This is a genomic window from Nitratireductor sp. XY-223 (assembly GCF_004959855.1).
In the GTDB taxonomy this organism is placed as follows: Bacteria; Pseudomonadota; Alphaproteobacteria; order Rhizobiales; family Rhizobiaceae; genus Hoeflea_A.
In genome coordinates this window covers 83050-108055 of the sequence record NZ_SPNT01000007.1, presented here as the reverse complement: position 1 = coordinate 108055, position 25006 = coordinate 83050, and the positions used below count along the sequence as shown (strand labels likewise).

The window sequence follows — 25006 nt, the reverse complement described above, 5'->3', positions numbered from 1 at the left end:
TCGAGACGGTCGGACACATGACATTTTCCGTGGCAATTATCGGGCGTCCCAATGTCGGCAAGTCGACATTGTTCAACCGGCTGGCCGGACGCAAGCTCGCCCTTGTCGATGACACGCCGGGCGTGACCCGGGACCGCCGTCCCGGCGAGGCTCGCCTTGTCGACCTGAAGTTCGGCATCATCGATACGGCCGGGCTCGAGGAGTCGGGCCCCGATACCCTCGAAGGCCGCATGCGCGCCCAGACCGAGGCCGCCATCGACGAGGCCGATCTGGCCCTGTTCCTCATCGATGCCAAGATGGGCGTGACACCGGCCGACGAGACGCTGGCAACCATCCTGCGCAAGCGCGGCAAGCCGGTCGTCCTCGTTGCCAACAAGGCCGAGGCGCGGGGCGCGGAGGCAAGTCTCCTCGATGCCTTCCGGCTCGGGCTCGGCGAGCCCTGTCCCATTTCCGCCGAGCACGGCGAAGGCATGCTCGATCTGCGCGATGCCATCGTCGCGGCGCTTGGCGAGGAAAGGGCCTTGCCGGCCGAAGACGAGGAAGCCGTCACCAATGTCGATATCGTCCCGTCCGAAGAGGACGAAGCGGAATCGGAGGACTATGACGAAAGCAAGCCGCTGCGGGTCGCGATCGTCGGCCGGCCGAACGCCGGCAAATCGACGCTGATCAACCGCTTTCTCGGCGAGGAGCGGCTTTTGACCGGTCCGGAGGCCGGTATCACGCGCGATTCCATATCCGTTGAATGGGATTGGAAGGGGCGGCGCATCAAGATGTTCGACACCGCGGGTCTGCGCCGCAAGGCGCGCGTCCAGGAGAAACTCGAGAAGCTCTCGGTCGCCGATGCGCTTAGAGCCATCCGCTTCGCCGAGGTCGTGGTGATCGTGCTCGACGCCGACGTGCCGTTCGAGAAGCAGGATCTGCAGATCGCCGATCTCGTCATCCGCGAGGGTCGGGCGCCGGTCATCGTTTTCAACAAGTGGGACAAGATCGAGGACCGTCAGCAGGCGCTTGCCGATCTGAGGGAAAAGACCGGGCGTCTGCTGCCTCAGGCGCGCGGCATCCGCGCAGTGCCGGTGTCCGGCCTGACCGGCTCCGGTCTCGACAAGATGATGCAATGCGTGATCGACACGCACCGGGTCTGGAACCGGCGCATTCCGACCGCCAGGCTCAATCGTTGGCTCGAATCCATGCAGGTCCAGCACCCGCCGCCGGCGGTCTCCGGCCGCCGCATCCGGTTGAAATACATGACGCAGGTAAAGGCCCGCCCGCCGGGTTTCGTCATTTCCTGCTCACGGCCCGAGGCCCTACCGGCCTCGTATACACGGTACCTGATCAACGGGCTGCGCGAGGATTTCGACCTGCCCGGCGTTCCCCTGCGGGTGTCCTACCGCAAGGGCGACAATCCGTATGCGCCACGCAAGAAACGGCGGTAGCTGATTTGTCGGCTGACCAAATGCTACACGTGTGAAACAATAATTTATCCGAAGATTGTGAAAAAAGGCGGGCCTGCCCGATTAACGCTCCATAAAGGTTAATACTCCATCATCCGAACAATAGTGTTCAGTACGGGTGCGCGGAGTAGGGTTTTTGCGTCAAAGATTAGCCGATTTGGGCCGGCTTGCGTCAATTGACCGTGGCTGGACAGCGCCCGTTGCGTTTGGGGTGCTGGGTTTCTTCATTTCGACATCGTCCACGGCATTTTCCGATATGGCCAGCGTGGTCACCGGGGGAATGAGTGGTGTTGACCGGTGGCAGACCTATCTCGTCGATGCGCCCGCGGGCTCCATCCACGATGTCGAACTGGTTTTCACCGACCCGATCACGACAGGCTCCACGGCCGGCAATGTCAGCATGAAGACGGCGGACGGGCGCACCATCGCGTTCCGCCACAAGAACGGCAATACGGATGCAGGACCGGACGAGGACCGCGTCACACGTGACCAGAAGCGCGGGCGGGTGACGAGCACCGTGCCGGTGGCGCCGCCCAGGCATTTCTCCGCCGGATCGATCCTTGAGCGCCGCAGCATGGTTACCATGCCCGCCGATCCCGACGGGCTGCGGATGGCCTTTTCCGAACCGGACATCCGCGGGCGGGAGGTCGAGATCGCCACGGCCTTCCACAGGCGCTCGGCCACCGGGACCAAGAGCAAGGTGCCGGTCATGCTGGCAAGCCTGGTCAACAACGACAATCACGACGTGCTTGCCACCGCCTATGCGCCGGAACCTGACTATGCAAGCGATTCTCCGTTCGCTTCGGTACTGCGCGACGAGGGCGGCCGCTTCGTTCCGCCTGCGCAGAAGAACGACCATGCCTGGGCGCGGCACGTGCTGCCGGAGCATGTCTTTTCCGATCGTGAACAGCGGTGCCTCGCCTCCGGTGTCTATTTCGAGGCGCGCGGCGAGCCGGTGAAGGGTCAGGCGGCGGTTGCGCAGGTCATCTTGAACCGTGTGCGCAACCCGGCCTATCCGAACACCATCTGCGGCGTCGTCTACCAGAACAAGCGCTGGCGCAACCGCTGCCAGTTCTCCTTCGCCTGCGACGGCATCCGCGACCGTGTTCGTTCGCGGCGCCACTGGTCGATTGCCAAGGACGTGTCCATGGCCGTGACCGCCGGCAAGATCTGGCTCGACGAGGTGGGTTCCTCGACCCATTACCATGCCACCTATGTGCGGCCGAAATGGGCGCGCCGCATGAAGCGCGTCGGCCGGATCGGTCTCCACATTTTCTACCGCACTTATGGCGGTGGCTGGAGCTAGTCACCAAGAACTCTGAAGTGCGTGAATCGCGCCGGCGCTTGCCGCCGGGCGCGACTGCGCCTATCTGTGGCGCACGGCGATGCGCCGTCTGACGCGCCGCGATTTTACTGAAAAGGGGAACCCATGGCGACCTGCAACATATGCGGCGGCACCGCCTTCCGGCCGGGACCGTCCGGCCGTCTGGCGAAGAACGGACAGGCGCCGCGCTGCATAACCTGCAAGTCGCTGGAGCGCCACCGCATCATCCGGCAGGTCTACGACGCACTGCCCGACACCATGCTCTCCGAGGCGTCCGCACTGCAGTTCTCGCGTGACATTGCCGCCCCGAAGGAGCGGTTCAAGTCCTTCGAGATTTCCGTCTTCGAGGAGGAGAACAGCCTCGATCTGAGCGCCATCGACCGTCCGGACGGAAGCTATGACTGGATTGTCGCGAATCATGTGCTCGAGCATGTCGAGGATGATTTTGCCGGCATGCGCGAGCTGTTTCGCGTGCTGCGGCCGCACGGTGTCCTTCAGATCACCGTTCCGGTCACCGCCTTCTGCGTCGAGACGTTCGAACTCGGACGGGCGGCGCCCGAGAGCCACTATCACTGGCGCGGCTACGGCAGCGACCTGCCGATGCGGTTTCGGCGCGAACTGGACGGGAAATTCGGCCTCGCGGCCATCGGCAGCGATGCCATGACGGAACGTTGGGACGTCGTCTACCTCTTCACGCCGGACCATGCGGTTATGCTGCAACTGAGCGAGGCCTTGTTCGCCGCCAACATGCCGGTGCTGCGCTGCTGCTGAGACGCGATCGACGGCAAACACGGGCGAGCGGGCGCCGGCCGGGAAATTGCCCGTCGCCGCCGCCGCGCCGCGGGCAAAGTGCCGCATCGCGGAATGATTCTTTGACACTTAAGTCTGAGAATCCGATGGCGAACCTATAATTTATTGATTTTTAATAAGAATTTCAGGCTGATATCGGTTCGAATGTCGCCTTGACTTGGCATGGGTGGAAAACTATGTTGCGCCCGACTTCGGAACGGTCCCGTTCCAGATCGTCAGGCACCTTGTGGAGCGCGACTTTCATGCGAAAACCAGCGCAAAACAAAGGAACAGATAAAACTGCTCCTGACGACGGCGAACGGAATGATCAGGCCGATGGTCTGGAAGAGCGCCGCAGGCAGCTGGAGGCAGAACTCGCTTCCCGCCGGCCGGCCGACAAACCGGGCAAGGAAGCCGAATGGGCGGGCAAGTCGTCCTACGCCAAGGCGTTTCAGCTTTCGACCGAATTTGTCGCTGCGATTTTCGTCGGTGCGCTTCTCGGCTATCTGATCGACCGTTTCCTGGGGACGACGCCGTGGGGGATGATCCTGTTTCTTCTGCTGGGTTTCGTTGCCGGGGTTTTGAACGTCATGCGTTCGGCCGGTCTGGTGGCGGATAACCGCCTCGACCGCAAGGACGACCGGGGCAAGAACCATAACGCCAATGGCTGAACGGGCCGGCGCAAAGAGAGAGGCATAAGGTGGCAAACGATCCGATCCACCAGTTCCAGATCAGCAAGATCATCCCGATCGAGGTCGGCGGTCTGGATTTCTCCTTCACCAATTCGTCGCTGTTCATGGTCGCCACGGTTGCCGCGGCATCCGGTTTCCTGTTTCTGACGACATCAAACCGCGGAATGGTCCCGAGCCGCATGCAGTCGATTTCGGAAATGTGCTACGAGTTCGTGGCCTCGATGCTGCGTGACGGGGCGGGATCCGCCGGCATGCGGTTCTTCCCGATGGTCTTCTCGCTCTTCATGTTCGTGCTGGTCGCCAACCTGCTCGGCATGTTCCCCTATTTCTTCACCGTTACCAGCCACATCATCGTCACCTTCGCGCTCGCCATCCTGGTGATCGGAACCGTGGTGGTCTACGGTTTCATGAAACACGGCCTCGGCTTTCTCAATTTGTTTGTCCCCAGCGGCGTTCCAGGCATGCTTTTGCCGCTGGTCGTGCTCATCGAGGTCATCTCGTTCCTTTCCCGTCCGATCAGCCTTTCGGTTCGTCTTTTCGCCAACATGCTGGCCGGACACATCACGCTCAAGGTTTTCGCGGGCTTCGTCACGTCCCTGGGCGCGCTGGGCGCGCTCGGCATCGGCGGCGCCATATTGCCACTGGTCATGACGGTCGCGCTGACCGGTCTCGAGTTTCTGGTCGCCTTCCTGCAGGCCTATGTTTTTGCGGTACTGACATGCATGTACCTCAACGACGCCCTGCATCCCGGCCACTAGGAGAAGAACACGGCGGCGAGGCCGCCTGTCACATAGCCGCAATTTTCCCATTCGAAGGAGTTCATCATGGAAGCGGAAGCAGCAAAATACATCGGCGCAGGCATTGCTTGTCTCGGCATGGGCGGTGCGGGCATCGGCCTCGGCACCATCTTCGGCAACTACCTGTCCGGCGCGCTGCGCAACCCGTCGGCAGCCGACGGCCAGTTCGGCCGCCTGATCTTCGGCTTTGCCGTTACCGAAGCCCTGGGCATCTTCTCGCTGCTCGTTGCACTGCTCCTCCTGTTCGCCGTCTGATCAAGCCGGCGTATCCGGCCATGCCGAACGGTGTGGCCGCGAGTGGTCCGCGCGAGCGAGCCGCTCCGGATATTGAACCGCGGTGCCTGGGCGCGATTGGCCGCCCGCGGCATTGTGGAACCCATTGGAGGCAATCATGCTCGTAACAGCGGCCCATGCAGCCACTGAACAAGCTGCTGAACATGCGGCGGAAGGCAACTTCCCGCCGTTTGACAGCTCCACATTTGCTTCTCAGCTGCTTTGGCTGGCCATTACCTTCGGCCTGTTCTACCTGTTCATGTCCCGTGTCGTACTGCCGCGCATCGGCAGCATCCTCGAGACGCGCCGCGACCGCATCGCCCAGGACCTCAACGAGGCAAGCCGCCTGAAGGAAGAGGCGGACCAGGCATTCGCGGCCTATGAGCAGGAACTGGCCGACGCCAAGTCCAAGGCCCATGAGATAGCCCAGGCCGCACGCGATGCCGCCAAGTCCGATGCCGATGACGAGCGTGCGAAGGTCGAGGCCGACGTTGCCGGCAAGCTGGAGAAGGCAGAAGCCGAAATCGCCGCCGTCAAGAAGAAGGCCCTGGCCGAGGTCGGTGCCATTGCCGCCGACACCACGGCAGCCATCGTAAGCCAGCTTATCGGCGGTACGGTCACCAAGGCCAAGCTGAACGCTGCGGTCAAGGCCGCAGCCGAGGGGAGGGATTAATGGACGCCACATTCTGGGCCCTGGTTTCGCTCGTCCTCTTCCTTGCGCTGATTGCCTATCTCAAGGTTCCGGGCATGGTCGCCAAGTCGCTTGACGAACGGGCCGACAAGATCCGCAACGAACTGGATGAGGCGCGCCGGCTGCGCGAAGAGGCGCAGCAACTCCTTGCCGAGTATCAGCGCAAGCGCAAGGACGCCGAGAAAGAAGCCAGCGAAGTCATCGCCGCCGCCGAACACGAGGCGGCCGGCCTTGTTGCCGAGGCGCGGGCCAAAACGGAAGAATACGTCACCCGCCGAACGGCAATGGCCGAGCAGAAGATTGCTCTCGCCGAAACCGAGGCCGTGAACGAAGTTCGCCAGTCGGCGGTCGACATCGCGGTCGCTGCGGCACAGACGCTCATCGCCGAGAAGGCCGACGAGAAGAAGACCGCGGAACTGTTCGAGGCGTCCGTCGCCGAGCTGAAGGAACGGCTCAACTGAGGCGTATCGACGATCGGATTGGACAAAGGCCGGGTTCGCCCGGCCTTTTCTTTTGCCGGTTTTTGATTTATCGCTTTGTGCGCACCGGCGGGAAACCTGCCGGCGCATTCGTTCTCAGGGCGGGGTGAAATTCCCCACCGGCGGTGACGAAGCCCTTAAGCGACAGCGACAGGGATTCGAAGCCCGCGAGCGCCCGGTCCGCAAGGATCGGGGTCAGCAGATTCGGTGCAATTCCGAAGCCGACGGTCACAGTCCGGATGGAAGAGAGCGGGTCAGGACACGGACGCATTCCGCCTTTGGAATGCCGACGGTCATGCCTGTATGCCCTGATTCTTATAGGTTCTTTTGAAGGAACATGTGATGAATCAGATCAATCCCCACTCAAATTCGCGTTCTTTTCAGCACAATCCGGCACTGGCCGGAGCCGCCTACATGGTTCTCGGCGGCGCAGCCTTCGCGCTCGTCAATGTCGGCCTCCAGGCCGTCACCATGCGGTTCGGCATGTTGCCGGCCTCGGCGGCGTTCTGGCAGTATCTCGTCGCCATGCTGTGCGGCCTGCCGTGGATCGTCCGCACCGGAATGGGCGTGTTGAAGACGGCCAATGCCGGCGCCCACGTGATGCGTGTGGCGCTGGCCGCGATCGGTGTCCAGTTCTGGGTCGCCGGCCTTGCGTCGGTGCCGATCTGGCAGGCGATCGCGCTCATCATGACATCGCCATTCTTCGTCACGCTCGGCGCCGGCCTACTGCTCGGCGAGCGTGTCGGCCCGGCACGCTGGCTTGCGACACTTCTCGGTTTCGTCGGCGGCATGATCATCCTGGCGCCGTGGTCCGACGCCTTCACCGGCGCGACGCTGCTGCCGGTCGCCGCGGCCGTGTTCTGGGCGGCGACGTCGCTGATGACCAAGAAGCTCACGGATACCGAATCCTCGCAGACCATCACGCTCTACATGCTGCTGTTGCTGACGCCCATCAATGCGGGCCTCGCCACGACGGCCGGCGGCTTCGCCATTCCCGGCATGGTGGCTGCGGCGCTGATCGTCGGCGCCGGTGTCATGACCATGGCGGCGCAGTTCCTGATCGTGCGTGCCTATGCCAGCGCCGACGCGGCCTACGTGCAGCCCTTCGATCACCTGAAGCTGCCGCTCAACGTGGTGGCCGGCTGGGTCGTCTTCGGCTTCGTGCCCACCGGAAACCTGTGGTTCGGCTCGTTGCTGATCGTCTCGGCGTCGATCTACATCGCCCATCGCGAGGCGCGCGAGCCGGCTGCGCAGGCGGCCTGACGGATTTGGGCGCGCGGTCAGTCGAGGACGGCGAAATCATCCGTCCGTGGCAGCGCGTCCATGCCGTCCAGCAACGCTTGCGGGCCGGTAACGGCCTTGCGGCGCTTCAGGTCGAACCACACGAACAGGCTCCGGATCTCGGCGTGGATCTGACCGTCCGTGCCCCTGGTCCTCCTCGAGCAGTGGCGATCGTCTCAGTGTGGGATTTAGGCCTAGAAACGCTGTGTCGCGTTGGGCTGAGTGCGACTTTGTCGCGAAATTGCCTTTCTGGACTTCCTGCTGTTTACTGATCGCAATACAAGAGGGCCGGCCCTTGATGTACCACCGTGGAAATCGAGACCTCCAAGACGCGTTTGGGTCGACATCTTTGGCTGACAGGCTCGTCGAGCAGTACAACCGGACTCAATTCGACGAAACCGACGTCAGTTTTGTTGGACAACTTCCATTCTTTTTTCTGGCAACATCTACCCCCGAAGGACAGCCCGACTGCTCATTCAAGGGTGGTCCGCCTGGATTTGTGAGGATCACTGGTCCGGATTGTTTGGTCTTTCCTGATTATGACGGGAATGGCATGTTCAAAAGCCTCGGTAATATCATGTCGAATCCGAATGTTGGCCTGCTGTTCATTGCGATGGGCGATACCCCAAGACGCTTGCGTGTCAATGGGACAGCGGTCGTGGATTTGGAGAGCCCTCTGATACATGATTTCGATGGCGCACAGGCCATTGTCCAGGTCACGCCCAGGCACATATTCCCCAACTGCCCGCGATATATTCCCGATTTGGAGAACGGCAAACCCTCCAGGTATCTGCCGGATGACAATGAACCTCCGGTCGAACCAGCCTGGAAAGGCTATGAGCAGTTCAAGGACGTTGTCCCAAGGAGAAGAAGGTAGCAGGCTCGTTCCAATGAGTCAGATTCCCTCTGCGCTGTTCTAACCGCAACATCCCCAACTCGGTAGAAATGGGCTCTGAACGGTCGCTGCCCGCTATCCGGCTCCGCCTGCGCGCTTATGAGCCCGTAGCTTAATCCCGCCGCATCGGCCGAAAGCTCATGCGGTGCAGCGGGCAGGGGCCGGTCTCGGCGATCGCCTTGCGGTGCGCCGCGGTAGCGTAACCCGCGTGTCGTTCGAAGCCGAATGCCGGGTGGTCGCGGGCCGCCCGTTCCATCATCCGGTCGCGGGTGACCTTGGCGACGATCGATGCGGCGGCGATCGACAGCGACCGGGCGTCGCCCTTGATCACCGCCCGTGCCGGACAAATGAGGCCGGGCGGCACGTCCCGCCCGTCGATCAGCGCGTGATCGGGCCGGTGTGAAAGCGCCGCGACCGCCCGGCGCATGGCGTCGAGGCTCGCCTTGAGGATGTCGGTGTCGTCGATGCGGGCGGGGCCGGACGATGCAACGGCGACGACGGCGGATGAAAGGATCTGGTCGAACAGCGATACGCGCTTTGATTCGGGCAGTTTCTTCGAATCGTCCAGCCCATCCGGAATGCGGTCCGGGTTGAGGATCACCGCGGCCGCGACCACCGGTCCGGCCAGCGGCCCGCGCCCGGCCTCGTCGGCGCCGGCGATCAGGCGTGCCGGCGCTCCGGCCTCGCGCTCCAGGCTGAAATCGGGAGCGTTGTCCGGCAGCGCGAACAGCGTTGCCTGTTCGCTGCCGTTTGATCGGCTCCGGGTGTTTGGTTTGCGAGAATCAGGTGGGGTGCGAGCCATGTGCGGCAAACTCGCACGCCCACCCGATCCCCTGCAAGTCCCTCCGTGAAAGAGCATTGTCCGGACGGCAGAAGCCGGATCAACTGCCCCTTGAAGACCGGATTCCCGTGTGAGGCTGGGTGGCGGGAATCCGGCTGCGGCTTGGCGGAGGGAGCCGCCGTCATGAACGCAGTCGGGGTAGGGCGGTCATGACGGAACCGGTGTCTACAGGAGATTGAGCTGCACGCCGGTGCCGTGCGGCGGCGTGAAGAGGTCGGTGCGCAGGGCGCGCCATTTCCTGTCCAGCCCGAGCTTCCTGGTGGTGATCTCGAAACGCCGCGCCAGCTGCCAGGCATAGGGGCCGCTGCCCTTCATGCGCTTGTTGAACTCGGCGTCGTAATCCTTGCCGCCGCGCATCGAGCGCACCAGCGACATGACATGGCGGTAGCGGTCTGGGTAGTGGCGCAGCAGCCAGTCGCGGAACAGCGGGCTGACCTCGAGCGGCAGGCGCAGCAGGATGTAGCTTGCCGTCGAGGCGCCGGCGGCCTTGGCCGAATCGAGGATGCGCTCCATCTCGTGGTCGTTGAGGCCCGGTATGACCGGCGATGCCATGACGGCGACCGGAATGCCCGCATCGGCAAGCCCCTTGATGGCCTCAAGCCTGCGCACCGGCGTCGAGGCGCGCGGCTCCATCGTCCGCGCCAGCTGCCGGTCCAGCGTCGTCACCGACACCGCGACCTTGACGAGATCCTTTTCCGCCATCTGCGACAGGATATTGGTATCGCGCAGCACCGTCGCCGACTTTGTCACGATGCCGACCGGATGGTCGCAGGCATTCAGCACCTCGAGGATCTGGCGCACGATCCGCCATTTCTTCTCGATCGGCTGGTAGGGATCGGTGTTCGTCCCGATGACGATGACCCGCGGCTTGTATCCGGACTTGGCCAGTTCCCGTTCCAGCAGCTTCGGCGCGTCCGGCTTGGCGAACAGGCGCGATTCGAAATCGAGGCCCGGCGAAAGACCCATGAAGGCGTGCGTCGGCCGCGCGAAACAATAGATGCATCCGTGCTCGCAGCCGCGATAGGGATTGATCGAGCGGTCGAAGGAAAGGTCCGGCGACTCGTTCCTGGTAATGACGGTGCGCGGCCGTTCGACCTGGACCTCGGTCTTGAAGGCGGGAAGGTCTTCCAGCGTTTCCCAGCCGTCGTCAAAGACATGACGGGTCTTGCTTTCGAAGCGGCCGCTCGGATTGATGCCGGCGCCGCGTCCGCGCCGGCGATCGATATCGATGCGCATGCCGGACCGGGCTGCAAGCGCATCGGCGACATCAGCCCGCTTCGCGGGGTCGAGCGCGTTCTGCCTGAAATGATCCATTTCACCCATGGCAACAGCCTTCCGTCATCACTTGGTTTGTGAATTTATTCCTAACAAAGGAATGAGAACATATCAAGAACAAAATGATGCCTGTGGAGAGAAGTTTCAAGACCGGGCCGTTGACCGCACCCGGCGCCGGTGCCAGCATCCTGCCGGGCAAAACTAGAGGCAATGGAGTGCGCAATGGGCGGAGCAAGCGGGCAGAAGGTAAAAACGGAACAGAAAGGCCCGGTCACCATCGTGACGATCAACCGGCCCGAAAGACGCAACGCGGTCGACCCGGAAACGGCCGGTCTTCTGCTCTCCGCCTTCGAGGCCTTCGAGGCGGATGACAGCCAGTCCGCCGCAGTGCTCTGCGGAACGGGCGGGACCTTCTGTGCCGGATTCGACCTTCACGCGGTCTCCGGAGGCGCGCTGGAATACGATCCGGTGGGCGAGGGGCCCATGGGCCCGACCCGCATGCTGTTGTCAAAGCCGGTGATCGCCGCCGTCGAGGGCCATGCGGTGGCCGGCGGTCTCGAGCTTGCTCTGTGGTGCGACATGCGGGTCGCCGCCCAAAGCGCCGTCTTCGGTGTGTTCTGCCGCCGCTGGGGCGTGCCGCTGATCGACGGCGGCAATGTGCGCCTGCCGCGGCTCGTCGGCCACAGCCGGGCGATGGACATGATCCTGACGGGACGGCCCGTGGGCGCCGAGGAGGCGCTCGCATTCGGCCTTGCCAACCGCATTGTCCCGGACGGCGAAGCGCTGACGGAGGCGGTCGACCTGGCGACGGACCTCGCGCGGTTTCCGCAGACCTGCCTCAGGACCGACCGGATGACCGCCTATCGTCAATGGGGCATGGATGTCGGCGAGGCGTTGCGTCTTGAAGGCATCGACGGCGAGAAACCGGTGCGCGAGGAGGCGCAAAAGGGCGCGTCCCGCTTTGCCTCCGGAAAGGGAAGGTCCGGTAGTTTCGAGGAGATCTAGTTTCGGATGTGGATGTTCAAGATAGCGATTGCCCTGGCCGGAGTCTACGCGGCGATCGTCGTCGCGGCCTATTTCCTGCAGACGCAGCTGATCTTTCCGGCCGGTCTTGTCGGTCGGTCCGCGCCGCCGCCGGGCGGCCGCAATGTCGAACTGACGACGTCGGACGGCGAAACGGTCGTTCTCATCCGTCTGTCGCCAGTCGGTGCTGAAACCGGCGAGCGGCCGGTTCTGCTCGGGTTCGGCGGCAATGCGTGGAGTGCCGATGCCGTCGCCGAGTTGCTGCACCGGATTTTCCCCGAATACGAGATCGCGGCGATGCACTACCGCGGATACGGCCCGAGCAGCGGGCGGCCGTCCGCTAAGGCGCTTTTCGAAGACGCGGCCCTTGCTTTCGATCACCTGTCCAGGCAGTCGCAGGCCGGCGTGGTGGCGGTCGGCTTCAGCATCGGCGCATCGGTCGCGGTCGATCTGGCGGCCAGCCGGCCGCTCAAGGGGCTGGTCCTTGCGACCCCCTTCGATTCGCTGAAAGAGCTCGCGGCAACACACTATCCCTGGCTTCCGGTGCGCCTGCTTTTGCGCCACCGCATGGAATCCGCCGCCACGCTGCGCGCTCTGACGCTGCCGGTGGCGATCATCACCGCCGACAATGACACCGTCGTGCCAGCGCCGCGTTCGAAGCCCGTTCGTGAGGCCGCGGCCGATCTGCGCGCCGACACGGTGATCGCCGGCGCCGGCCACAACGATATCTATGAACGGGCTGAATTCGTCGCGGCCCTGCGCCAATCGGTCGAGGCGGTTTCGAATGACTGAATATCGGGCGACGCGTGCGCTGATTTGCCGGTCCGCGGTCTTCCTTTGCCTGGCCGGCACCGCCGTTGATGCGCAGACCTTGCAAAAACGACAGGATGCCGAGGGCAACGTCCACTACGGAACGCCCGCCAATCCCGAGCTGTGTTGCATGTGCCAGCCGGCCCTGCGCTACGAAACGGAAGGTGGCCGCACGCGTTTTCATCTGCGCTACGGCATCGAGCGCGCGGTCGCAAACGAGCGGGTCTTTCTGTCGGAAGACGGCTCGGCCTGGTACTGTGAGGGTGCCCGGGAAATGGGCAATGCCGGCCGCAAATGCGGCCTCGTCCCGCCGGTCATGTGAAGGCAATCCGCACAGTTAGTTCCGATGTCACAGGTCTCGAAAGCCATTTCCACGCGGCTATCGCCGAAGACAACTCACTCATGATCCTCTCGCAACGCTGGTCCGAAGATCCGGCCCTGCGTAGCGGATTAGCAGAAACCCGGCGAAAATGGCGCCGATGACTATGGTGGCAAGAGCCGCCCGCCATGCATCGAAGAACCCGGCGATCAGCAAGAGCGCGCCGGCCAGCAAGCCAATGATCGAAACGGCCATGCCCAGGGTGCGGCTCCTTCGCCCGTGAATCTCCATTTGAAGAACGGCGAAATTGAGGATGACGTGTAGAAGTGCCAGCGGCCACCAGACGGCTCGGAACTCCGGAGCCAAGAGTGCGGCGCCGAATGCGATCATACTGCCGGTGAGCATCGGATGCCTAACCAGCGAGAAAGGAAACCCGATGACGCGTACAGGCGGCATGCCGCCGACCTCGACGCCGTAATAGGTGCGCTCGATGCCGAGGGCTCTGGCCGCCATGATGTTGAGCGCAAAGCCGGTAGCCATGACGATCAGAGACAATAGACTGGGATGTGTTTGGATAAAGGCGAAAGCAAAGGCGAGCAGCGATATCACCTTCAGCAATATCGAATCCCGGATGAAACGCTGCTGCGGGATCCGTCGCCAGAAGAAGGCCATTACATAGACCAGATAAATCCAGAAGCTCAGCGCGTAGACAGCAACATCCCATCGCCCGCTGGCGTACGCTACACCAAGCACGAGGAGCACGAAGGCAAGGATCCAGATCGGTGCCCGATCGCCTGACAGCACATCTTTCAGACCTTCCGCCGCTCGTGACATTCTCTCTATATCTCGTCCAAACCGCCGACCGGAAGAGATTGTACCTCGACGAAGATTCTTCGATTCCTCCGGGAGGCTAGGTCTATTGGTCTTTCGTATAGGAAGTATTACCCGAGGTTCCCAAAATGGCTTGCAAATTCGATTGGTTGGTAGCCGACCGGGCTCCATTTTGGAACCATGAATCGCAGCACCCCCGTCTTACCTCACCCGCCGGGTGATCCGTTCCGCGCCTTCAATTCCCGCGTTTCAAGTGCTCGTCCAGCCGCGGCATGATCTCGATGAAATTGCAGGGCATGTGCCGGTAGTCGAGCTGCTGGCGCAGGATCCCGTCCCAGGCGTCCTTGCAGGCGCCGGGCGAGCCCGGCAGGACGAACACGTAGGTCGCGCTGATGACGCCGCCGGTCGCCCGCGACTGGATGGTCGATGTGCCGATCTTGTCGTAGGAGATACGGTGGAAGACCTCGGAGAATCCGTCCATCTGCTTCTCGAACAGCGGCACGACCGCTTCCGGCGTTACGTCGCGTCCGGTAAAGCCGGTTCCGCCTGTCGTGATGATGACATCGATCTCCGGATCGTCCGCCCAGCCCTTGACCAGCGCGGCAATCTTGTCGGCGTCGTCGGTGACGATGTCACGCGCCGCCAGCACATGGCCGGCTTCCTCGATGCGCCCCGCCAGCGTGGCGCCCGACCGGTCATCCTCCAGGCTGCGGCTGTCCGATACCGTCAGCACCGCGATCCGGACCGGGATAAACGGGCGTGAATCATCTGTTTTCGACATCGGCCGTCTCCTGTTTTGCCGCGCCGCCGGTCACCGTCGAGCGCACCCACCAATGCGGATATTTATCACGAAGCACATCGCCGGCAAGGCGCGCCTCGACCGGATCGTGAAAGATGCCGAAAAATGTCGCGCCGGAGCCCGACATGCGCGCAAAAAGCGGATTGCAGTCCGCGAGTGCCGCGCGCACCTCGTCGACGACGGGCGCGATCCGCGCGGCCGGCGCTTCGAGATCGTTGCGCGTCGCCGCCAGCGAGCCGACGGTCCCGGCAAGATCGGTCGGGACTTCAGGAAAGTCCAGTTGATCGTTGTTTTTATTATCCAAAGCGCCAAAGACTTCTGGTGTCGAGACCGCTTCGAGCGGATTGACCAGCACCACCGGCATGGCCGGCAGACCGTCGATGGCGGTAATCTCGTCGCCGACGCCGCGCGCCAGCAGCGGCCTTGAGACGAGGCACATCGGCACGTCCGCCCCGAGCCCGGCGGCGATCGGGGCAAGATCGATGTCGGCCTGCGAAAGGCCCCACATGCGCGCAAGGCCGCGCAGGCAGGCGGCTGCGTCCGCCGAGCCGCCGCCGATGCCCGATGCGATCGGCAGGTTCTTTTCCAGATGAATGGCCGCGGGTGGCGCGGGAAGGCCACGCTCGGCGGCGGCATCGCGCAGTCTCGTGCGCGCCTTGAAGACAAGGTTGTCGTCTTCCGAGCCGAGTTCTTCGGCAAATATGCCGCTGATCGCCAGGCTGTCGTGGTCGCTTGATGAAAATGTCAGCACATCACCGAGCTCGGCGAATGCAACGAGACTGTCGATCAGGTGATAGCCGTCCGGCCGGCGGCCGGTTACATGAAGCGCGAGATTGATCTTGGCCCGCGCCGTTTCGGCCGTTTCATGCACGGGCGCTAGGGCAGCAGGATGATCTGCCCCGGATGAATGACGTCCGCGCCCTCTTTCAGCGAGGGATTGAGCAGGATGATTTCGCGATAGCGGTTGCCGTCGCCGAGAACCTCGTCGGCGATGGTCCAAAGCGTCTGCCCGGGCTTGACCTTGTACTGCGTGGCGGTCTCCTGGTTCCCGCCCTTCAACTGGCTTTTCTTGGGCGCGTCGACAGGTTTCACCGAGCCGTCGACATCGTCCTTGTCGCCGTCCGAATTGAGGGCGGACGGTGCCTTGGGTGCAAGTTCCGGAAGGCCCTTTTCGATCTTCGACCGGATTTTCGGGATCTCGGAGAGTTCCGGTTCCATGGTCAGCGACCGTTCCCACTGATACCGGGCTTCGATACGCCGGCCGGCCCGCCAGTAGGCATCGCCCAGATGATCGTTGATCGTCGGATCGCCGGGACGGATTTCCACCGCGCGTTCAAGTTCCTCAACGGCGCTCTCGAAATCGCCGAGACGGTAATAGGCCCAACCGAGCGAATCGACGATATAGCCGTCATTCGGACGCAGCCGCACCGCTTCCCGGATGAGATCCATTCCCTCCTCGAGGTGAATGTTCATGTCGATCCACGAATAGCCCAGATAGTTCATGACCTGCGGCTGGTTCGGATAAAGCTCCAGCGCCCGCTGGAAATTCGGTTCCGCCTTCTCCCATTCCTTCAGACGCTCATAGGCGATGCCGCGCTGGTAGAAGATGTTCCAGTGCGAGCGGTCGGGCAGCACGCCGATCGCCTGGACGGCGCGGTCGTAATTGTCGGCCATGGCCCGGTAGTCCTTGGCGTCCGACAGCACGCTGCCGAAGGCGATGTAGGAGCGCATGTCGGAGGGGTCGTCGTCGATCAGCTTCGCAAGGTGTTGCTTGGCTTCGTCGAGACGGCCGAGGTCGGCAAGGTTGAGCCCGAGCTGCAGTTCCGATTCCCGGTGAACGATCGAATCCTCCGGAATGCTCTCGTAGATCGCGATGGCCTTTTCCGGGTTGCCCTGGTTTTCGGCAAGGCTGCCGAGCATTATCAGCGTCGACGCATTCTTGGGATCGAGAACCCTGGCGAAATTCAGGTAAAGCGAGACGAAATCCTCGGCGCCGCTGCGATTGAGGGCGCTGCCGATCGTGTAAAGGACCGCCGAAGCACCTTCAGAGGGTGTACGGATTTCGGCACGCGGAACATTGTCCGACGCGATGCGGTCCTGCATCGTCTTCAACGGAGCATAGCCCGGCGCGAAGGCGCTTCCCGTGGCGATGGCGTCGAGCGCTTTTTGCTTGCCGCCGTTGCGCGCCTCCATGACGGCGAGCGCCATTGCGGCACGGATATAGGTGTCCGGTGCCATGCCGGCACTGTTCTGATCGGTGATGACGGACGTGTAGAGCCGGCGCGCCTCATCCGTGTTGCCCAGGGCCTCCTGCAGGGCCGCGCTGTGGAAACCCTTGAATATGCCGTACCATTCGGGGCCTTCCAGCGCATCGATCGTTTCCTGCGCCTTATCGCCCTGTCCGTCGCCGAAATAGGCCCAGGACTGCAGCAGGCCGTGCAACAGGCGTTCCAGATCGCTGACACCGGCATAGTCGAGCAGCGTTTGCGCGTTCTTGTATTCGCGCTGCCGGATGGCGTTGATGCCGAGTGCCAGCCGCGCCGTGCTCTCGATCACCGGGTCGCCCTTGAGGCCCTCGGCGAGCGCGACGCCCTCGTCGAAATCGCCATTGTTGAAATAGAGGACCATCAGCCGCTGCTGGATATCCGAATTGTCCTCTTCGAACTCGAGCGCCTTGCGGTAGAGGTCGATGGCGGTTTCCGCATCGCGGTCCGCCTCGGCCGTACGGCCCGCCAGTATCGCGCCGGCGAAGCTGTCGACGGTCTCGGTTTCGAAACTGTTCGGGTTTCGCTCGCCCTCCGCCGCAGCCGGCAGACCCATCATCAGCCCGATGACGGCTGCGCTGGCGGTCATGGTGAGAATCTTAAGCCGCATCTGATCCCGTTCCCGCTGTCTTATTCCTCAAAAGCGATTCCATAACGTTCTTCCAAAGCATGGCCTTTTTCGGCCTGCACGGCAAGCACGCGGGATAAATGTCCGAATTCTGTCAGTAAACTCTGCTGATGCAGAAATCGATCACCTCGAGCAGCGCCGATTTGGCCGGTGTATCGGCCAGCGGCGCAAGCGCGTCGCGTGCGATGGCGCCGTAGTGTTCGGCCCGCGCGGTTGTATCCTTCAGCGCATTCGATTGCGCGATGAGCGACAGCGCCTTTTCAAGCGCCGCGTCGTCATTGTTTCCGTCCTCTATGGCCGAGCGCCAGAAGGTCCGGTCCTCGTCGTTGCCGCGGCGGTAGGAAAGCACCACCGGAAGCGTGATCTTGCCCTCGCGGAAGTCGTCGCCGACATTCTTGCCGAGATCCTGGGCCGAGCCGCCATAGTCGAGAACGTCGTCAACGAGCTGGAACGCCAGGCCGAGATTGGTTCCGTAGGACCGGAGCGCGTCCCGTTCGGCCTTGGTTGCGCCGGCGATGATCGGCCCGACTTCGGCCGCGGCCGAAAACAGCGCCGCGGTCTTGGCGCGGATGACGGCGAGGTAGTCGTCTTCCGTCGTTTCCATGTTTTTCGCGACCGAAAGCTGTAGCACCTCGCCCTCGGCGATAATGGACGCGGCGTTCGACAAGACGTCGAGCGCATCCAGCGAGCCGACCTCGACCATCATCTTGAATGCCTGTCCGAGCAGGAAATCGCCGACCAGGACGCTGGCCTGATTGCCCCAGATCATGCGGGCCGTTGACTTGCCGCGGCGCAGGTCGCTCTCGTCGACGACATCGTCGTGCAGCAGCGTCGCGGTGTGCATGAACTCGACGCTGGTCGCGAGTTTCACATGCCCGTCGCCCTGGTAGCCGAACATGGTTGCCGAGGCCAGAGTCAGCATCGGCCGCAAACGCTTGCCGCCCGATGAAATCAGGTGATTTGCCACCTCGGGGATCATTTCGACATCGGACCCCGCTTTCGCGAGGATCAGCTGGTTCACCATGCCCATATCGGATTTGGTCAGGTCAACCAGCGGCTTGACCGATGCAGTATTCTTGCTTTTGTCCTTAAGCGGTACAACAACACCCAAAATGCGACTCCTCAAATGCTTCGACAGACAATAGAAACTGGCCGGTTCCGGTACAAGTGAAGAATCGACGCACCACGTGCTTTGCCGCCGACATTCGCTCACTTTTGCGTTGACGCGGCTGTCGCTGATGACAAATTGCCTGCAGACCTGCATATAAGGGTAAATGACACGACGACAATGGCTCCGGCGCCGGCCGGACCGCAATTGAATTGTTATCCGAAAGGCCTTGAAAATATGGAGGAATTGATCCGCACCAACAATGTCGTCACGCTTTCGTTTGTCGGATCGCTCCTCAAGGAGGCCGGCATTCAGTATTTCATCGCCGATGAGAATATGAGCGTGCTCGACGGATCGATAAACGCGCTTTCAAGACGCCTTCTGGTCGATGCCGAGCGCGTCAACGAGGCGCGCAGGCTTGTCGAGGGCGCCGGACTCGGCGACGAACTCAGACAACCGGGTCTATGACCGGGCGGCCGGACAGCGCCGGGCCCGAAAAGCCGCCGATACCGCAAACCACAGTCGACGCATTCCATCGGGGCCGGTTCCACCTTGTACAGCCGCGGGGCAGGGGCCACCGGGCCGGTGTTGACGCCATGCTGCTGGCATCGCTGGTTCCCGGCGGCGCGACCGGCAGGCTGGCCGATTTCGGCGCCGGTTCGGGCGCCGCCGGCATGGCCGTCGCCAGCCGCATCGAAACGATCGATGTGGTCCTGGTCGAGCGATCGGCGCACATGGCGCAGTTGGCGTCGGAATCGGTCCGCCTGCCCCAAAACGCGGGTTTTTCGGGCCGCGTGACGGTGCTGGCCGCCGATGTGACGCTGACCGGGCGCGAGCGGCTTGTGGCGGGGCTCGAGGACGCCGCATTCGACCATGTGATCATGAACCCGCCCTTCAACGATGCCGCCGACCGCGCGACGCCCGATTCGCTAAAGGCGGAAGCGCACGCGATGTCCGACAGGCTGTTCGAGCGCTGGATCAGGACGGCGGGCGCGGTTTGCAGGCCCGGCGGACAGTTGTCTCTCATTGCCCGGCCGCAATCGCTGCTTGAAATCCTGGGCGCCTGCCACAACCGTTTCGGCGGCTTGCAGGCGATTCCGGTTCACCCCCGACCCGGCGAGGATGCGATCCGTGTCCTGCTGACAGGAATCAAGGGAAGCAGGGCGCGCCTGACCGTGCGCCCGCCGCTTTTCATACATGACGGCGCGGAACAGGCGTTCTCGGTCGAAATCGACAATCTCAACAACGGCCGCGCCTTTATCGAACGCAAATCGGCGCACGGCTGACGGGCCATTGTGTTTTGCCGGAAAAGACTTACATCAGGCGGCAGTTATTCACGCAACACGGGCAGGATTGATGGCGTCCTTCAGGTCTTTACTTCCACGGCGTTTCAGAAAAAGCGACACCACCATCCCGGTGGTCAGGCTCCAGGGCATGATCATGGCCGGCGGTACGCAGTTCCGTCCGGCGCTGAATATGGCCACCGTCGCACCGCTGCTCGAAAAGGCCTTTGCGGACAAGAGGGCGCCCGCGGTGGCGATCGTCGTCAATTCGCCCGGCGGCTCGCCCGTGCAGTCGCGCCTGATTTTCCGGCGCATCCGCGATCTTGCCGAGGAAAAGGAAAAGAAGGTCTTCGTCTTTGTCGAGGACCTCGCCGCCTCCGGCGGTTACATGATCGCCATCGCCGGCGACGAGATCATCGCCGATCCGTCGTCGATTGTCGGCTCGATCGGCGTGGTTTCGGCCAGCTTCGGCTTCAACGAGATGATCAAGAAGATCGGCGTCGACCGTCGCGTCCACACGGCCGGCAAGAACAAGGTGACGCTCGATCCGTTCCAGCCGGAAAAGAAGACTGATGTCGATCACCTCAAGGCGCTTCAGCTCGAGGTGCACCAGGTGTTCATCGATCTGGTGAAGGAGCGCCGCGGCACAAAACTTGCCGACGACGGCGATCTCTTCACGGGTCTGTTCTGGTCGGGCATAAAGGGCAAGGAACTCGGCCTCGTCGATTCGCTGGGCGACCTGCGTTCGGTGATCAAGGAGCGCTATGGAGAAAAGGCGCGCCTGCGGCTGATAACGATGCCGCGCGGCCTGTTCGGCCGCAGGATGGCCGGAGCGGGCTTCGGCGACATGTCCACGCAGATCGCCGGTGCCGCGGCGGCCGGCCTTCTGGAAGCGGCGGAGGAAAGGGCGCTCTGGGGGCGGTACGGCCTCTGAAGACGTCGGCCCGGGGGAGGCATAGATGGTTCAGATCCTGCTACTGATCGCCGTGCTGATTGTCGGCTGGATGGGATACAAGCGTTTCCTGAAGGAGGCTGAACGGGTCAGCAAGTCGGTGCGGCGGCACGAGAAGGAGGCCAAGACCGGGGCGCAAGGCACGCTGGTCGAGGATCCGAAGACGGGCGAATACCGCGTCGAAAAGGACGAGGACGAGCAGTAGCGAGGGAGCCGGAGCTTCTTTCGCCGCTCGAAACCCTTGACCCCGCTGGGCCCGCATGGCACCTGTCGCGCCGAATTCCAATTGTGTCCGGAACCGATCCATGTCTTCGTCAGCGCGCCCAACGGCGTCCTTACTGCATCCCAGCCGCTCGTTTCAGGGGCTGATCCTTGCCCTGCACAATTACTGGGCCGAATATGGCTGCGTCATCCTTCAGCCATACGACATGGAGGTTGGGGCCGGTACGTTCCACCCGGCGACGACGCTGCGCTCGCTGGGACCGCGTGCGTGGAACGCGGCCTATGTCCAGCCGTCGCGCCGGCCGACCGACGGACGCTATGGTGAAAACCCAAACCGGCTGCAGCACTACTATCAGTACCAGGTGCTTTTGAAGCCCTCGCCGCCCAACCTGCAGGAGCTTTACCTCGGCTCGCTCGAGGCGATCGGCATCGATCCGCTGCTGCACGATCTGCGGTTTGTGGAGGATGACTGGGAAAGCCCGACGCTCGGTGCCTGGGGGCTTGGCTGGGAGTGCTGGTGCGACGGCATGGAGGTCTCGCAATTCACCTATTTCCAGCAGGTCTGCGGCATTGAGTGCGCGCCCGTTTCCGGCGAGCTCACCTACGGCCTTGAGCGCCTGGCGATGTACGTTCAGGGCGTGGACAACGTCTATGATCTCAATTTCAACGGCGGCAGCGACAGCGACAAGGTGACCTATGGCGATGTCTTCCTGCAGGCCGAGCGGGAATATTCGCGCTACAATTTCGAATATGCCGATACCGCCGCGCTGCTGCGCCATTTCGACGATGCCGAGGCCGAATGCCTTGCGCTGCTGGAAAAGGGCGCTGGCGAGCGCGGTCCTGCCGACGCGCACAAATGCGTGCTGCCCGCCTATGACCAGTGCATCAAGGCCTCGCATGTCTTTAATCTCCTCGATGCCCGCGGCGTCATCTCGGTGACCGAGCGCCAGAGCTATATTCTGCGGGTGCGCAATCTTTCGAAAATGTGCGGCGAGGCTTATCTGCTGACCGAGGCGGGCGGCTTCAGGGCCGATGCGGCCTGATGCGGCCCCGAACTGAATATGTGGAAATGAGTTGAAGATGCCCGACCTGTTGCTCGAACTCCGCTCCGAGGAAATCCCGGCCCGCATGCAGCGTCAGGCGGCGGGCGATCTCAAGAAGCTCGTCACCGACGGGCTGGTCGATGCGGGTCTAACCTATGAGGCGGCGCGCGAATACTGGACGCCGCGGCGCCTTGCGCTCGACGTGCGCGGTGTGACTGCGCGCTCCGCCGATATCCGGGAGGAGAAAAAGGGCCCGCGCACCGACGCCCCGGAAAAGGCGATCGCCGGCTTCCTGCGCGGCGCCGGACTGCAGTCCGTGGACCAGGCGGCGGTCCAGTCGGATCCGAAGAAGGGCGATTTCTATGTTGCCGTGATCGAGAAACCCGGCCGTCCGGCCGAGGAGATCATCGCCGAAATCATGCCCGGCATCATCCGCAATTTCCCCTGGCCGAAATCGATGCGCTGGGGCGAGGCCTCGGCGAAGCCGGGTGCCCTGCGTTGGGTGCGTCCGCTGCAGTCGATCGTCTGCACCTTCGGTCCCGAGACCGAGGAACCCGTCATTGTCGAGTTCGAGATCGGCGACCTGAGGTCGGGCAACGTGACCTACGGTCACCGCTTTCATGCGCCGGGGCCCATCACCGTCCGCCGTTTCGACGACTATGCCGAACAGCTAGAAAAGGCCAAGGTGGTGCTGGATGCGGGCCGCCGCCGCGAGATCATTCTGTCCGACGCGCGCAACCTCGCGTTCGCCCAGGGCTTCGAACTCGTCGAGGACGAGGCACTGGCCGACGAAGTCTCGGGCCTGGTCGAGTGGCCGGTGATCCTGATGGGCGAATTCGAGGAGGACTATCTGTCCATTCCGCCCGAGGTCGTTCGGCTGACCATCAAGGAAAACCAGAAATGTTTCGTGCTTCGTCCGCAGGGTAAGCCCGATGAACTGACCAACAGGTTCATCATAACGGCGAACATAGAAGCCAGCGACGGCGGCGCGGAAATTGCCTACGGAAACGGCAAGGTGGTGCGTGCGCGTCTCGCCGACGCGCTGCACTTCTGGAAGACCGACCAGGCGGACCTGCCCGATCTCGAAACGCTCTCGGCATCGGCCACAAGCTTCGGCCTCGACCTTGCAAAGCCGCTCGACCAGCGCATGGCGAAGCTCGATGCGCTCAACGTCACCTTCCACGCGAAGCTCGGCACGCAGGGCCAGCGCATCGGCCGCATCCGCAATCTGGCGCGGCAGCTCGCCCCGGTGATCGCGGAAGATCCCGAACTGTCGGCGCAGTCCGATCGCGCGGTGCTGCTGGCAAAAGCGGACCTGACGACGGAAGCCGTCGGGGAGTTTCCGGAACTGCAGGGTACGATGGGCCGCAAATATGCGCTGCTTCAGGGCGAAGCGCCGGAGATCGCCGCCGCCATAGAGGAGCATTACAAGCCGCAGGGGCCGTCGGACGACGTGCCGTCAAATCCCGTCTCGGTGGTCGTCGCGCTGGCCGACAAGCTGGACACGCTGATCGGCTTCTGGTCCATCGACGAAAAGCCGACCGGGTCGAAGGACCCGTACGCATTGCGCCGCGCGGCGCTCGGCGTCATCCGGCTGGTGCTCGAGAACGAAATTCGTCTGCCGCTCTCCGAGATCGGTGTCACGGAAGACCTGCTGTCGTTCTTCCACGACCGGCTGAAGGTTCACCTGCGCGACAACGGCGCACGCCACGACCTGATCGATGCCGTCATAGCGCCGGACGCGGACGATCTCCTGATGATCTGCAAGCGCGTCGAGGCGCTGGCCGAGCTGCTTGAATCCGAAGACGGCAAGAACCTTCTGGCGGGCACCAAGCGGGCCGCGAACATCCTCGCGGCGGAAGAGAAGAAGAAAACCCGCATAGCGGATTCCGTCGACTCCGCGCTGCTTCAGGAACCTGCGGAAAAGTCCCTGTCGGAAGCGGTCGACAAGGCGGAGGAAAGCGCCGCGGCCGCCATCGCAACCGAGGACTTCGCCACCGCGATGCGCGCGCTGGGCGCGCTGCGCCAGCCCGTCGACACGTTCTTCGATGATGTATTGGTCAATGCCGAGGACGATGCCGTGCGGGCCAACCGGCTGGCGCTGCTACGCCGCATCCGCACGGCGACGGAAACGGTCGCCGACTTTTCCCGCATCAGCGGTTGAACCCGACCGGTCGCATTATTTCACAAACGAAAAGGGGGTGATGCAATGATCACCCCCTCACGGAATTCGAAATCTTGGAAATCCGGCTAGTGCGTCGGGCGCAGCTCGATAATTTCCGGACCGTTGTTGTGCGGCTCCTCGCCGCCTTCCGGCGCTTGCGGACCTGCATTGTTATGCTGCGCGTCGGTCATATTCACCGACGAGGTCTGCGAGTCGTCGTCGACACCGTCCTTGCGGACATTGTTTTCGCCGACTTCCTCGACGTTGAATTCGCCGCCGCCCTCGAAGGTCGTGCCGCTGTCGGCAACGACGGGCTCCGCGCCCGGCTGAATGTGGATCGTGCCGTGGTGCTTGGAGGCAACGTTCGTTCCGGCCTTGCTGTGCGTGACGGTTTCGCCGGCATAATGCGGATCGGACGATGACGCCCGCACCGTGCGCACGGCGCTGCCGCCCATCATGTTGTCGGTCTGAACGGTTTTGCGCTGGCCGCCGATTTCCGTCTCGATCACTTCGACTCCGTGGACCGCCGATCCCTTTTTCTTCGGTTTCAGCGGCGGGCATGCCGAGCAGTCGACCTCGATGACGCTGCCGGCGCCGAGCGTGTCGGAGGTAACGTTGATGACAGAGTCGCCGGCCAAAGCCGGGCTAACGGCCAGGGCAAGAAACGATGTGAATACTACTAGGCGGGTCATGTCATTCTCCAGGGTTTTCCCCTCGAAGCTAACATACAAGCCTTTTCAAGCGGTTTTCAGGCATGGTTAATGTTCCGCAA

The 25006-nt window shown here is 62.8% G+C and carries 27 protein-coding genes and 1 riboswitch; of the genes, 19 read left to right on the top strand and 8 right to left on the bottom strand.

Features of this window, described 5'->3' with window-relative positions; genetic code table 11:
• Positions 1-17 precede the first annotated feature (17 nt).
• From der to E4M07_RS21255, 10 genes are all read left to right on the top strand, one after another.
• Positions 18-1433, top strand: coding sequence for a ribosome biogenesis GTPase Der (gene der / locus E4M07_RS21300; RefSeq protein ID WP_136660426.1), 1416 nt, complete (start codon positions 18-20; stop codon positions 1431-1433).
• Positions 1434-1662: 229 nt separating this feature from the next.
• Entirely contained in the window at positions 1663-2757 is a 1095-nt protein-coding gene (locus E4M07_RS21295; RefSeq protein WP_246660551.1) for a cell wall hydrolase, read from the top strand.
• 123 nt (positions 2758-2880) lie between these two features.
• Entirely contained in the window at positions 2881-3546 is a 666-nt protein-coding gene (locus tag E4M07_RS21290; RefSeq protein WP_136660424.1) for a class I SAM-dependent methyltransferase, read from the top strand.
• 281 nt (positions 3547-3827) lie between these two features.
• Positions 3828-4235 carry an AtpZ/AtpI family protein gene (locus E4M07_RS21285; protein WP_136660423.1) on the top strand — a complete coding sequence of 136 codons (408 nt, stop codon included), beginning with the start codon at positions 3828-3830 and terminating at the stop codon, positions 4233-4235.
• A gap of 29 nt (positions 4236-4264) precedes the next feature.
• Positions 4265-5014: a F0F1 ATP synthase subunit A gene (locus tag E4M07_RS21280; protein ID WP_136660422.1), complete on the top strand. Its 750-nt coding sequence runs from the start codon at positions 4265-4267 to the stop codon at positions 5012-5014.
• A 66-nt stretch (positions 5015-5080) separates the two neighbouring features.
• A complete protein-coding gene (locus E4M07_RS21275) occupies positions 5081-5308 on the top strand; it encodes a F0F1 ATP synthase subunit C (protein WP_131569648.1) in 228 nt (75 codons plus the stop codon).
• Between the two features lie 136 nt (positions 5309-5444).
• Positions 5445-5999, top strand: coding sequence for a F0F1 ATP synthase subunit B (locus E4M07_RS21270; protein ID WP_136660421.1), 555 nt, complete (start codon positions 5445-5447; stop codon positions 5997-5999).
• Entirely contained in the window at positions 5999-6478 is a 480-nt protein-coding gene (locus tag E4M07_RS21265; protein ID WP_136660420.1) for a F0F1 ATP synthase subunit B, read from the top strand. The genes E4M07_RS21270 and E4M07_RS21265 overlap by 1 nt, the downstream gene beginning before the upstream one ends.
• Before the next feature lie 106 nt (positions 6479-6584).
• A riboswitch (FMN riboswitch) is annotated at positions 6585-6751 on the top strand.
• Between the two features lie 87 nt (positions 6752-6838).
• Positions 6839-7759, top strand: coding sequence for a DMT family transporter (locus E4M07_RS21260; RefSeq protein WP_136660419.1), 921 nt, complete (start codon positions 6839-6841; stop codon positions 7757-7759).
• 367 nt (positions 7760-8126) lie between these two features.
• Positions 8127-8654, top strand: coding sequence for a pyridoxamine 5'-phosphate oxidase family protein (locus tag E4M07_RS21255; protein WP_169054332.1), 528 nt, complete (start codon positions 8127-8129; stop codon positions 8652-8654).
• A gap of 130 nt (positions 8655-8784) precedes the next feature.
• Here E4M07_RS21255 and E4M07_RS21250 read toward each other — a convergent pair whose 3' ends face one another.
• Complete coding sequence (locus E4M07_RS21250) at positions 8785-9474, bottom strand: ribonuclease HII (protein ID WP_136660417.1); 690 nt, start codon at positions 9472-9474, stop codon at positions 8785-8787.
• A 204-nt stretch (positions 9475-9678) separates the two neighbouring features.
• Positions 9679-10836: a PA0069 family radical SAM protein gene (locus E4M07_RS21245; protein ID WP_136660416.1), complete on the bottom strand. Its 1158-nt coding sequence runs from the start codon at positions 10834-10836 to the stop codon at positions 9679-9681.
• 174 nt (positions 10837-11010) lie between these two features.
• On the opposite strand from E4M07_RS21245, the gene E4M07_RS21240 reads away from it, so the two are divergent.
• From E4M07_RS21240 to E4M07_RS21230, 3 genes are read left to right on the top strand one after another with little or no spacing between them, the layout of a single operon-like run.
• A complete protein-coding gene (locus E4M07_RS21240) occupies positions 11011-11793 on the top strand; it encodes a crotonase/enoyl-CoA hydratase family protein (protein ID WP_136660415.1) in 783 nt (260 codons plus the stop codon).
• A gap of 12 nt (positions 11794-11805) precedes the next feature.
• Positions 11806-12603 (top strand): alpha/beta hydrolase, encoded by a 798-nt coding sequence (locus E4M07_RS21235; protein WP_169054331.1) that lies wholly within the window; start codon positions 11806-11808, stop codon positions 12601-12603.
• Positions 12596-12943, top strand: a complete 348-nt coding sequence (locus tag E4M07_RS21230; RefSeq protein WP_136660413.1) for a hypothetical protein — start codon at positions 12596-12598, stop codon at positions 12941-12943. Before E4M07_RS21235 ends, E4M07_RS21230 begins: the two co-directional genes overlap by 8 nt.
• A 78-nt stretch (positions 12944-13021) precedes the next feature.
• Here the strand turns inward: E4M07_RS21230 and E4M07_RS21225 are convergent, their stop codons facing one another.
• From E4M07_RS21225 to E4M07_RS21205, 5 genes are all read right to left on the bottom strand, one after another.
• Positions 13022-13774 (bottom strand): methyltransferase, encoded by a 753-nt coding sequence (locus tag E4M07_RS21225; protein WP_169054330.1) that lies wholly within the window; start codon positions 13772-13774, stop codon positions 13022-13024.
• 232 nt (positions 13775-14006) lie between these two features.
• Positions 14007-14552, bottom strand: coding sequence for a molybdenum cofactor biosynthesis protein B (moaB, locus tag E4M07_RS21220; RefSeq protein ID WP_136660411.1), 546 nt, complete (start codon positions 14550-14552; stop codon positions 14007-14009).
• The gene (locus E4M07_RS21215) at positions 14536-15441 is read right to left on the bottom strand and encodes a 4-(cytidine 5'-diphospho)-2-C-methyl-D-erythritol kinase (RefSeq protein WP_136660410.1); all 906 of its coding nucleotides are present in this window, start codon (positions 15439-15441) and stop codon (positions 14536-14538) included. Before E4M07_RS21215 ends, moaB begins: the two co-directional genes overlap by 17 nt.
• Before the next feature lie 5 nt (positions 15442-15446).
• Positions 15447-17444 (bottom strand): tetratricopeptide repeat protein, encoded by a 1998-nt coding sequence (locus E4M07_RS21210; protein ID WP_169054329.1) that lies wholly within the window; start codon positions 17442-17444, stop codon positions 15447-15449.
• A gap of 112 nt (positions 17445-17556) precedes the next feature.
• Positions 17557-18573, bottom strand: coding sequence for a polyprenyl synthetase family protein (locus E4M07_RS21205; RefSeq protein ID WP_136660409.1), 1017 nt, complete (start codon positions 18571-18573; stop codon positions 17557-17559).
• 234 nt (positions 18574-18807) lie between these two features.
• On the opposite strand from E4M07_RS21205, the gene E4M07_RS21200 reads away from it, so the two are divergent.
• The 6 genes from E4M07_RS21200 to glyS all read left to right on the top strand — a co-directional run bounded on the left by E4M07_RS21200 (position 18808) and on the right by glyS (position 24234).
• Complete coding sequence (locus E4M07_RS21200) at positions 18808-19038, top strand: DUF2007 domain-containing protein (RefSeq protein ID WP_136660408.1); 231 nt, start codon at positions 18808-18810, stop codon at positions 19036-19038.
• Complete coding sequence (locus tag E4M07_RS21195; RefSeq protein WP_136660407.1) at positions 19035-19856, top strand: methyltransferase; 822 nt, start codon at positions 19035-19037, stop codon at positions 19854-19856. Before E4M07_RS21200 ends, E4M07_RS21195 begins: the two co-directional genes overlap by 4 nt.
• A gap of 70 nt (positions 19857-19926) precedes the next feature.
• The gene (locus E4M07_RS21190) at positions 19927-20787 is read left to right on the top strand and encodes a S49 family peptidase (RefSeq protein WP_136660406.1); all 861 of its coding nucleotides are present in this window, start codon (positions 19927-19929) and stop codon (positions 20785-20787) included.
• A 25-nt stretch (positions 20788-20812) separates the two neighbouring features.
• Entirely contained in the window at positions 20813-21010 is a 198-nt protein-coding gene (locus E4M07_RS21185) for a hypothetical protein (RefSeq protein ID WP_136660405.1), read from the top strand.
• A 100-nt stretch (positions 21011-21110) separates the two neighbouring features.
• Positions 21111-22070, top strand: coding sequence for a glycine--tRNA ligase subunit alpha (locus E4M07_RS21180; protein WP_136660404.1), 960 nt, complete (start codon positions 21111-21113; stop codon positions 22068-22070).
• A 37-nt stretch (positions 22071-22107) separates the two neighbouring features.
• Positions 22108-24234, top strand: coding sequence for a glycine--tRNA ligase subunit beta (gene glyS, locus E4M07_RS21175; protein WP_136660403.1), 2127 nt, complete (start codon positions 22108-22110; stop codon positions 24232-24234).
• An 86-nt stretch (positions 24235-24320) separates the two neighbouring features.
• Here glyS and E4M07_RS21170 read toward each other — a convergent pair whose 3' ends face one another.
• Complete coding sequence (locus E4M07_RS21170) at positions 24321-24926, bottom strand: plant virulence effector HPE1-like domain-containing protein (RefSeq protein ID WP_136660402.1); 606 nt, start codon at positions 24924-24926, stop codon at positions 24321-24323.
• Positions 24927-25006 lie beyond the last annotated feature (80 nt).